This window comes from Candidatus Phytoplasma gossypii (assembly GCF_030586975.1).
Classification (GTDB): domain Bacteria; phylum Bacillota_I; class Bacilli_A; order Acholeplasmatales; family Acholeplasmataceae; genus Phytoplasma; species Phytoplasma citri.
The window spans coordinates 1-9,424 of the sequence record NZ_JAOSIT010000025.1 but is presented as its reverse complement, the minus strand read 5'-3'; the positions used below and the strand labels follow the sequence as shown (position 1 = coordinate 9,424).

General features: G+C 25.0%; 7 protein-coding genes and 1 pseudogene. All 8 read left to right on the top strand.

All coding sequences use genetic code 11. From position 1 onward, the window contains the following. Positions 1–580 precede the first annotated feature (580 nt). The 8 genes and pseudogenes from asnS to rpmB all read left to right on the top strand — a co-directional run bounded on the left by asnS (position 581) and on the right by rpmB (position 9,083). A pseudogene (gene asnS / locus OC698_RS02250) lies at positions 581–1,977 on the top strand (asparagine--tRNA ligase). Between the two features lie 59 nt (positions 1,978–2,036). Next, positions 2,037–3,134 (top strand): ABC transporter ATP-binding protein, encoded by a 1,098-nt coding sequence (locus OC698_RS02245; RefSeq protein ID WP_304513098.1) that lies wholly within the window; start codon positions 2,037–2,039, stop codon positions 3,132–3,134. Then, positions 3,135–4,088: a carbohydrate ABC transporter permease gene (locus OC698_RS02240; protein ID WP_304513097.1), complete on the top strand. Its 954-nt coding sequence runs from the start codon at positions 3,135–3,137 to the stop codon at positions 4,086–4,088. An 11-nt stretch (positions 4,089–4,099) separates the two neighbouring features. Then, entirely contained in the window at positions 4,100–5,017 is a 918-nt protein-coding gene (locus tag OC698_RS02235) for a carbohydrate ABC transporter permease (protein WP_304513096.1), read from the top strand. Continuing rightward, complete coding sequence (locus OC698_RS02230) at positions 5,001–6,695, top strand: extracellular solute-binding protein (RefSeq protein WP_304513095.1); 1,695 nt, start codon at positions 5,001–5,003, stop codon at positions 6,693–6,695. Before OC698_RS02235 ends, OC698_RS02230 begins: the two co-directional genes overlap by 17 nt. Before the next feature lie 46 nt (positions 6,696–6,741). Further along, positions 6,742–7,749 (top strand): DHH family phosphoesterase, encoded by a 1,008-nt coding sequence (locus tag OC698_RS02225; RefSeq protein ID WP_304513094.1) that lies wholly within the window; start codon positions 6,742–6,744, stop codon positions 7,747–7,749. A 568-nt stretch (positions 7,750–8,317) separates the two neighbouring features. Continuing rightward, entirely contained in the window at positions 8,318–8,524 is a 207-nt protein-coding gene (locus OC698_RS02220; RefSeq protein WP_304513093.1) for a hypothetical protein, read from the top strand. Positions 8,525–8,894: 370 nt separating this feature from the next. Then, complete coding sequence (rpmB, locus tag OC698_RS02215; protein WP_304513092.1) at positions 8,895–9,083, top strand: 50S ribosomal protein L28; 189 nt, start codon at positions 8,895–8,897, stop codon at positions 9,081–9,083. Positions 9,084–9,424: the final 341 nt, after the last annotated feature.

The window sequence follows — 9,424 nt, the reverse complement described above, 5'->3', positions numbered from 1 at the left end:
ATTTAAAATTTCAGATACTCTTAGACCTGAACTATACATCAATTCAAACATTAATTTATTACGAAAACTTATAAAAGAAGAATTATCATTTTTTATTGTATTTAAAAAAATAATAATTTCTTCAAAAATATTAATTGTAATTTATTAAATTTTATAAATATAAATTAAGAGATTTTCTATTGAATCTATTTTTTTCAAATATAGATTTTCGAAAAAATTTGCTAGATTAAAAATATAAGCATTTTTTATATTTATTATTAGTTAAATCAAAATTTGATTAAATAAAATTAATAAATTTTTCAAAGATAAAAAAGATGATAACGTGATAAAATAAATTAGTCATAATTTGTTTTCGACTAAAAATATTAAAGATATTAATAATTAAAAGAAGATACAAATGTCCTTGTATATTGGTTACTGTTTTAAAAAATTACAATTACAGTAAAAAGATAAAATTTATTATTTTTTTTAATTAATTAATTTTATTTTGGTATGATTATTTTAAATTTACAATTAAAAACTTAATTTCTAATACTTATATTATTGGGAGAAATTTATCGAAAGAGATATATTATTTTGTATGTTGGCTAACAAAACTATTAAAAATATTTATGAAAAATATTCTTTATATGTAAAAAAAAAATTTCTATTAATGGTTGGATAAAAAATTGTCGTTTTCAAAAAAATATTTTTTTTGTTGATATTAATGATGGTTCTTTTGTTGAAGATTTGCAAATTATTTGTAAAGATAATGAATTTATTTGTTTAAAGAAAATTAAAAATGAACTTAATATTGGTGCTTCTGTTTATATAGAAGGTATTTTGATGCCTTTGAAGAATGCTTCTATTAGGAATTTAGAATTTGTGGCCTCTCGTTTTGTTATTTTAGGTTCTAGTTCTGTAAAATATCCTATTCAACCAAAACCACATTCTAGAGCTTTTTTAAGACAATTACCTCATTTACGATTAAGAACAAAACTTTTTGGTGCTGTTTTTAGGTTACGTAATACTGTGACTTTTGCTATACATAATTTTTTTCAAAATAAAGGTTTTATTAATATTCATGCTCCTATTATTACTACCAATGATGGCGAAGGAGCTGGGTCTTTATTTCAAGTAACGAGTTTGGATCTTCAAAATTTATCAAATAAAAAGATTATTGATTTTCAAAAAGATTTTTTCGGAAAGCCTGTTTTTTTAGCTGTAACAGGACAGTTAGAAGCTGAAGCTTTTGCAACAGCTTTTAAAAAAGTTTATACTTTTTCTCCTACTTTTAGAGCAGAAAAATCTAATACTTCTCGTCATATTTCTGAGTTTTGGATGATTGAAGCAGAAATGGCTTTTTATGATTTGTCATCGAGTATTATTTTAGTTCAACAAATGTTACAGTATGTAATTAATTTTTGTTTACGAAAAAATAAATCTGATTTAGATTTTTTTGATAAAAATATTGAACCTGGCTTGATTAATAGATTAAATTATGTTGTTAATCTTAAAGATTTTCCAATAATTACCTACAAAGAGGCTATTACTCTCCTTGATAAAAGTTCTTTTAATTTCGAACAAAAACCTATTTACGGTTCGGATTTATCTACAGAACATGAAAAATATTTGACAGAAGTTGTTTTTAAAAAACCTATTTTTGTGACACATTGGCCTAAAAATATTAAGGCTTTTTATATGCGTAATAATGATGATAATGAAACAGTTGCAGGTATGGATTTATTAGTTCCAAAAGTAGGAGAATTAGTAGGCGGTTCCCAAAGAGAAGAAAGATTGGAAATTTTAGAAAATAAAATGCATGAAATGCAAATAAATACAACAGATTTAGATTGGTATTTAGATTTACGTCGTTTTGGTAGTTGTATTCATTCTGGATTTGGTTTAGGTTTTGAACGTATGCTACTTTATTTAACAGGTTTAGAAAATATAAGGGATGTTATTGCCTTTCCTAGGAGTTATTGTAATATTTTTTAACATTTCTTTTTTAATAAAAAATTCTAAAAAACAAAATTAAAAGAGGTTATATAAAAAGCATGTTTATTAAAATGTTAAATGTTTCTAAAGTTTTTGTTAATAAACATAATCATAAAAAAACTTTCGCAGTTAAAAATATTAATTTGGAAATTCAAAAAGGAGAATTAGTAAGTATTTTAGGGCCTTCAGGTTGTGGTAAATCAACTATTCTTTATATCATAGCAGGTTTAATTTCGGTTACTGAAGGTAATATTTTTTTTGACAATGTTGATGTCACAAAAGTTCCTCCGGAGAAAAGAGGTGTGGGTTTAGTATTTCAAAATTATTCTTTATATCCTCATATGACTGCTCGCCAAAATATTACTTTTCCTTTACAAAATTTAAAAGTATCTTCCGACAAAATTCAAGAAGAGTTAGATAAAATTTCTGCTTTAACATCTACTAGTGATTATTTAGATAAAATGCCTTTTGAATTATCTGGAGGCCAACAACAACGTGTAGCTATTGCTAGAGCTTTAATTAAATATTCTGGTATATTATTGTTAGATGAAGCTTTATCTAATTTAGATACTCATTTGCGTATTAGGATGAGAGATGAAATACGTAAAATACAAATAAAAACTAATGTAACTGCTGTTTTAGTCACTCATGATCAAGAAGAAGCTATGTATATGAGTGATAAGATCTATGTTATGAATAAAGGTACTATTCAGCAATGTGGTACTCCGTACGAAATTTATAATAATCCTGTGAATTTGTTTGTAGCTTCTTTTTTGGGTGTTCCTCTTATTTCTGTATTTAATGGTATGCTTCATTGTGGTAATTTAAAAGTAGGCAAAAATGTTATTTTAAAAGATCAACGTTTTCAATCATTTAATAATAAAGAAGTTTATGTTGCGATCCGACCTGAAGGTTATGAATTGAAACAAGATGGAATTTTCGAAATTGAAGGTATAGCTTTAGAAAATTTAGGTCGCGAATTAGTTTTATTAGCAAAAAAAACTGAATCTATTTATAAGACATTTCAAGTTATTATACCTACTTACCAACAAGAACAATTAAATGCTAATAAAATTAATAAACAAAAAATTCGCTTCGATATTAAAAAAAATAAATTATTTGTTTTTGATAAAATTAATGAAAATAGGATTTTTTAAATGTTAGAAAATATTGGGCATAAAAATCATAGACATTGGTATTATTTATCGCCTATGTTGGTTTTTTTAACTGTTTTTACTTTTTATCCTTTAGTTAAAAATATTATTATTTCTTTTAATGCTAAATATGATAAATTTAACGATTCTTTTAGCATGAAGCTTTATGATTTTTTTAGTTTAAGTAATTATATTTCTATTTTTAAAGATATAGATTTTGTTTTTGCATTACGAAATACTCTTCTTCTAGTAATTATTTGTGTGCCAATATCTATTTTTTTATCTTTAATTATCGCTTTAGCTTTAAATAGCGTTCGTAATTATGTAGTGCAACATTTTTTTAAAACATTTTTTTTATTACCTTTGTTATCTAATACTATTATTATGAGTATGATTTTTGGTTCTTTTTTTTATTACAATACTACTAGCGCGATTAGACCAGAAGGATTATTTAATTCTTTTTTAGGTTTTTTCGGTATTAAACCTCAACCTTGGATCAATATTTCTGCTCCTTATTCTCATAAAATTTTTGTTTTAGTTTTTTATAATATATGGGCTAGATTACCTTTTAAAATTTTTGTTTTTATTTTATCTTTGCAAGATATTGATAAATCTTATTACGATGCAGCAAAAATTGATGGAGCTTCTAAGTTTCGTATTTTGACAAAAATAGTTTTACCTTTATTGGCTTCGACTATTTTTTATCAATTAATAATTGAAACTTTAATGGTTATCAAAGAATATGAATCTGTTATAGGTGTTTTTGGGAGAAACGCTAATTATCGAGTACAAACTTTAGTGGGTTATATTTATAATCAATTATCTAGTTCTCATTATAATTCTTATTCTAAAGGGGCAGCTGCTGCTACGATATTATTATTAATTTCTGTTGTATTTACTACTATGAGTTTTTATATTTCTAAAAAAGAAAATAAATTGATGAAAGTGGATTTGTAATAATTATTTATATGGATATTAATAAGATTTATCGTTTTATAAGCGTCAATATTTGTAATATTAAACATAAGTTAGGTAAAATAAGCTATTTTGCTATTATTAAATATTTGTTTTTAATCTCAATTTTATTATTTTTAACATTTCCTTTTTATGTAATGGTTATCACTTCTTTGAAAAGTCATAAAGATATTGTAGAAAATAATTTATTAAGTTGGCCTAAACAAGGTTTGCAGTTTATTAATTATAAAAATGTTTTCGCTCTTAAAGATTTTAAATTTTTACAATATTTCACAAATACTTGCATTATGGTATCTTTTTCTACTTTATTGGGAACTGTTTGTTGTGTTTTAGCTGCTTTTGCTTTAAGTTTTTTTGCTTTTCCTTTAAAAAGAATTATTTTAATGTTATTGTTTTTAGCTATGTCAATTACAAGTGAAACTTTAATTTTGACTAATTTTCGTACTGTTTCTAATTTGGGTTTAGTTGATAATGGTAATGGTTCTATTATTCCTGGTGGTGTTTATTTCGCCATGACTTTTCCTTATTTGATTAATGTAGTACATTTATTTTTGTTAATTCAAACTTTTAAACGTGTTCCTAAAGAATTATACTATACAGCTAAGGTAGACGGCGTTAATAATTTGCAATATTTATGGAAAATTTTATTACCTATAACAAAACCTACTGTTATTGTAATTGCTGTTTTTAGAACTATAGCAGCTTGGAATGCTTATGCTTGGCCAGAGTTGGTTGGCGCGAAGTTATTGACTAATATGATAAGAAAAATTTTTGATTCAGAATCTGTTACAGAGACTTTAAATCTTCAAATGGCTATTTTTGTTTTAATAAATTTGCCTCTATTATTTTTATTTATTATTTTTAAAAAATATATTATATCAGGAGATAGTCGACGTGGTATTAAAGGTTAATTTGAAATCTAAAATTTTAAATATTGGTAACGTGGGAAAAATATTTATATATTTTAATGCCATTGCTATTTTTATCATAATATCTAATTATTTTCGAACTTCTCAAAATAACGAATTTTTTACCAAAAAATATGATAGTTTAAGGAATGTAATCAGTCAAAAATTTCACAATCATAAATCTCAAGTTAGTTATTTTAAATCTCTTAAAAAGCCTGTAGAAATTATTTTTTGGCACAACTTGTATCCTAAAGAGTTAGAAATTATTAAATTATCTATTAAAGAATTTGAACAACATAATCCTAATATTAAAATTAAAGAGGTTAATAAGGTTAATTGGGAACAAATTTGTAAAAGTGTTGCTAATTCTTTACCCGTTAATAAACAACCTAATATTGCATTTTCTTATGATGATCATATTGAATTTTATTCTAAATCGTTTAAAGTAGTACCATTAGATATTTTTATAGATTCTGATGATGATTTTCATGATAATTCTAAATTTTTTAAAGGTTATGCGAAAAAATTGCAATTGCCTAATGTTTACGACGAACAACCTCATCATTATAGTCTACCATTTGTTAAATCTACAGAAGTTATGTTTTATGATAGCGATTTATTTAAACAATATCGTGATGATTTGAATACATTTTTTTACGAAAAACATAAGGTAGATTTTAAAGATGATTGTTCTAAAATTATTGATCATCAAGGAAAATTCGATTTTAAAGTTTTAAAAGTCAATAAAGATTATTTGATTTGGCCTTATTTAGAAACTTTTTGTGCTAAATTGATTGAACTTAAAAAAGATCAAACTTTTATCCCTATTACATCGGAAAGTTTAGCTAATTTAATTATTATTAGCAACGAACAAAAAGGGATTTCTTATCCAAAAGATGAAAATGCAGTTAAGAGTTTTTTGTTAGATGAAAATGTTAAAAATAATATGCAATATTTTAAAGAAAATTTTTATAATAAAGGGTTTTTAACTAGTTCTAAATTAATTGGTATTAGTAGTAAAGAAATGTTTATGCAACGTAAAACTGGTATGTTTATTACTTCTACCAGACGATCTGATTTATTACATAATCAAGTATCAGATTTTAATATAGAAATGACTCCTTTTCCTTGTATGAGTTATAACGATCAATATAAAAATATTATTCAAGGTCCTAATGTTAATTTATTTTATTCGGAAGATGATGATAAAATGTTAGCTTCTTGGTTATTTTTGAAGTATTTGATTTCTAAAGATGTTTATATAGATATGTTGTTATGCAAAGGCGGTTTTATTATTACTCGCGAAGATGTTTTAAATACTTTAAAGACTCCTAGCGAACAAAAGTGTATTGATGAACAAATTCGAACATTGGAAAATTATTTTTGTGAGAAAAATAATATTATTGATAAGCAAAATCCGAAAGTAATAGGAGAACAAAAAATAAAAAGACGAGCATTGTATAAATTTAAATCGGTTAAATTCGCTCAAGAACATACTTATGATAATAACGATAAAAATACTTATTTCACGACGCCTATTTTTGTTGATGTAGTTTTTTTTCGCTCGATATTAAATGATTTGTTTACAGAAATTTTAGCTATTGATAACCAAACAACTAATTTAAAACAAAAAATAAATTTTTTATTTATGGAAGCTTATACAAGGATTGCTCACAATTAATGTTATAAAAAAGATTTAATTTAACTAATATAGGAGAATAGAAAAAATGAATCAAAATGTGATACAAATGAATCCTAATACAATATCTATGAATCATTTAATTCTTAACAATATAAATGAATTTGATATTATTACTATATTTGGGCATAAAAATCCCGATGGAGATTGTTATGGTTCTCAATTAGGATTGAAAGATATTATTCAACAAAGTTTTCCTAATAAAAAAGTTTATACTTTAGGCGAAAATAATCCTATTTTTTCGTTTTTAGGTTTCATGGATGAAATTAATGATGATGTTATATCTCGATCTTTAGCTATTGTAGTGGATTGTGGAAATACTAATGTAATTAGTGATGTTAGATATAAAATAGCTAAAAAAATTATACGTATTGACCATCATTTAATAGGAGAAATTTACGGAGATGAACAAAATTCTTGGATTGATCCAAGTTTTTCTTCTTGTTCGGAAATGATTTATACTTTTAAAGAAGTTAATGATTTAAATTTGAGTATCAAAGGTGCTTTACCTATTTATATTGGTATGGTTACAGATACTGGTCATTTTCGTTTTGACAGAGTAAATTATAAAACTTTACAAATTGTTTCTGATTTGTTACGTTATGGGTTTGATGCTTTTCAAGTTGATACTAAAATCACTGTTCAACCTATTAATATATTAAGATTTAAAGGCTATGTATGTAGTAATTTTATTGCTGAGGATGGTTTAATTTATATTAAGATTACTCATGATATTATTGAAACATTTAAATTGAAGTTTGAAGATATTAATAGTGTAGTGAATATTTTCCATAATATCCAAGGATATCCTGTATGGTTATTTATAATAGAAAATAAGATTAAAAATTATTGGAAGATAAGTATACGTTCAATAGGACCTGAAATTAATCATATCGCTCATCAATTTAATGGTGGCGGGCATTTTCGTGCTTGTGGTATGAATGTTTATAATCAACAAGAAATTAATCAAGTTATTAAATTGGCTAAAAATTCTATTAAAGATTATGAAAATCAAAGAAACCTAAATATCTCGTGATTTAATCAATCACTACACTGTGAGAGCAATAATGGGTTATTTTATAATTAATAATAAAGAGTAATATCAAGTTTAAAATTTGGAATCTCACCATTTCTAAAAAGTTTAACTTTCTTTTGAGTAATTCGGGTTGATCTTTAGATTAACTAAATTTAGATTGATGAAATTAACCAATAATTAAATAAAATGCATTAGAATCAAACTTTTTAACAGTCAGAGAAGTACAACTTAATGCGGAATTATTAAATTAATCGTTAAAAATAAGGTTAATTTGCCTTTATAGAAAACGTTTGTTAAATAATCAAAGTATCAGAATACGATATGGGATGAATAATCTGATAAATATTTACTTAGCATTGGATTTGTTTTGTGACTAATAAGATTTGCGGAACATAAAGATAACCATTTAACAATCTAGATATTTTAACTTATCTAAATTATCTAGCCGAAGATAGCTGCTTGAAGACACTGGCAAGAAAGCGAAAAACGTTGATTGCCAGAGTTCGAAAGAAACTGAATATAGGTTCAACTTGGAGTATTCCTTTTCTTAATAAAAGGAAAACCCAATATGAACCATGGATCGTCTGCTCTTGGGATAAAATTAAAAAAATGCGTAACTACAAGGGAAACTCTGACATTACCATTAATAGATTTATATTCCAAGGTTGTACGAATCTTAACTGACCTTCTAAAAGTGGAACGTTGTGAGAATTGCGACAGAACAACCCAACTGCAAATTCATCACATTGGGACAGTTCGCAACGCGAATCACTAAAGGATCATGAATAAAAGAACAAAGGTATTGTGTGAAGATTGTCATCAAAAGATAACCAATCAACAAATACATAATATCAAAAGAATAAGAACAATAAGAATAAATAGCTAATCAACCGTTAGGGGAAATTAGTTCTCGCAAGAGAGTAAATTAGGGCAAGCGGTGTGCTTGGAAACTTGCTCGTACTGTTTGGACGGGGGCTGATTGTAAATAAAACAGCAAATATAAATCGCTGAATAAAAAGCAATTAATCTATCCGTATTAGATACATTGTTTATTAATAAGTTAATTTGAATAATTTACTAAAAAATTGTTAAAATTATTATTATTAATTTAATTTATATAAAAAAATAAAAGGAGTGAATATTAAATGGCCAAATGTTATTTAACAGGTAAAGCTATTTTATGCGGTAATAAACGTAGTCACGCTATGAATGCTAATAAAAGAAAATGGAAGGCTAACTTGCAAAAAATTCGCATTATCGATGATCATGGTAAAATTAAAAAAGTTTTTATATCTGTTCGTGCTTTAAAAAAAATGAATTTGCAAAGAATATAATTTTTCGTATATTAAAAAGTGTTTTTTATTTTTAATAAAATTTAATAGAATCAAAATGTTTTGGATCAATTAATCAAGGATAAGGCTAATTATTTTATACAATTTTCAAGATTTTTGGATCTTGTTTTGGAGATTTTAGGTTTCACTTTTTGTATTATTTCTTGCAAATATTACAATTAATAATAATCTGTTAATATGATAGATCAACTTTTTTAGAATTTCGACAAAACAACCCAACTTCAAATTCATCATATCGGGACAATTCGCAACGCGAATCGCCAAAGGATCATGAATAAAAGAACTAAAGTATTGTGTAGAGATTGTTACCAGAAGGTAACTAA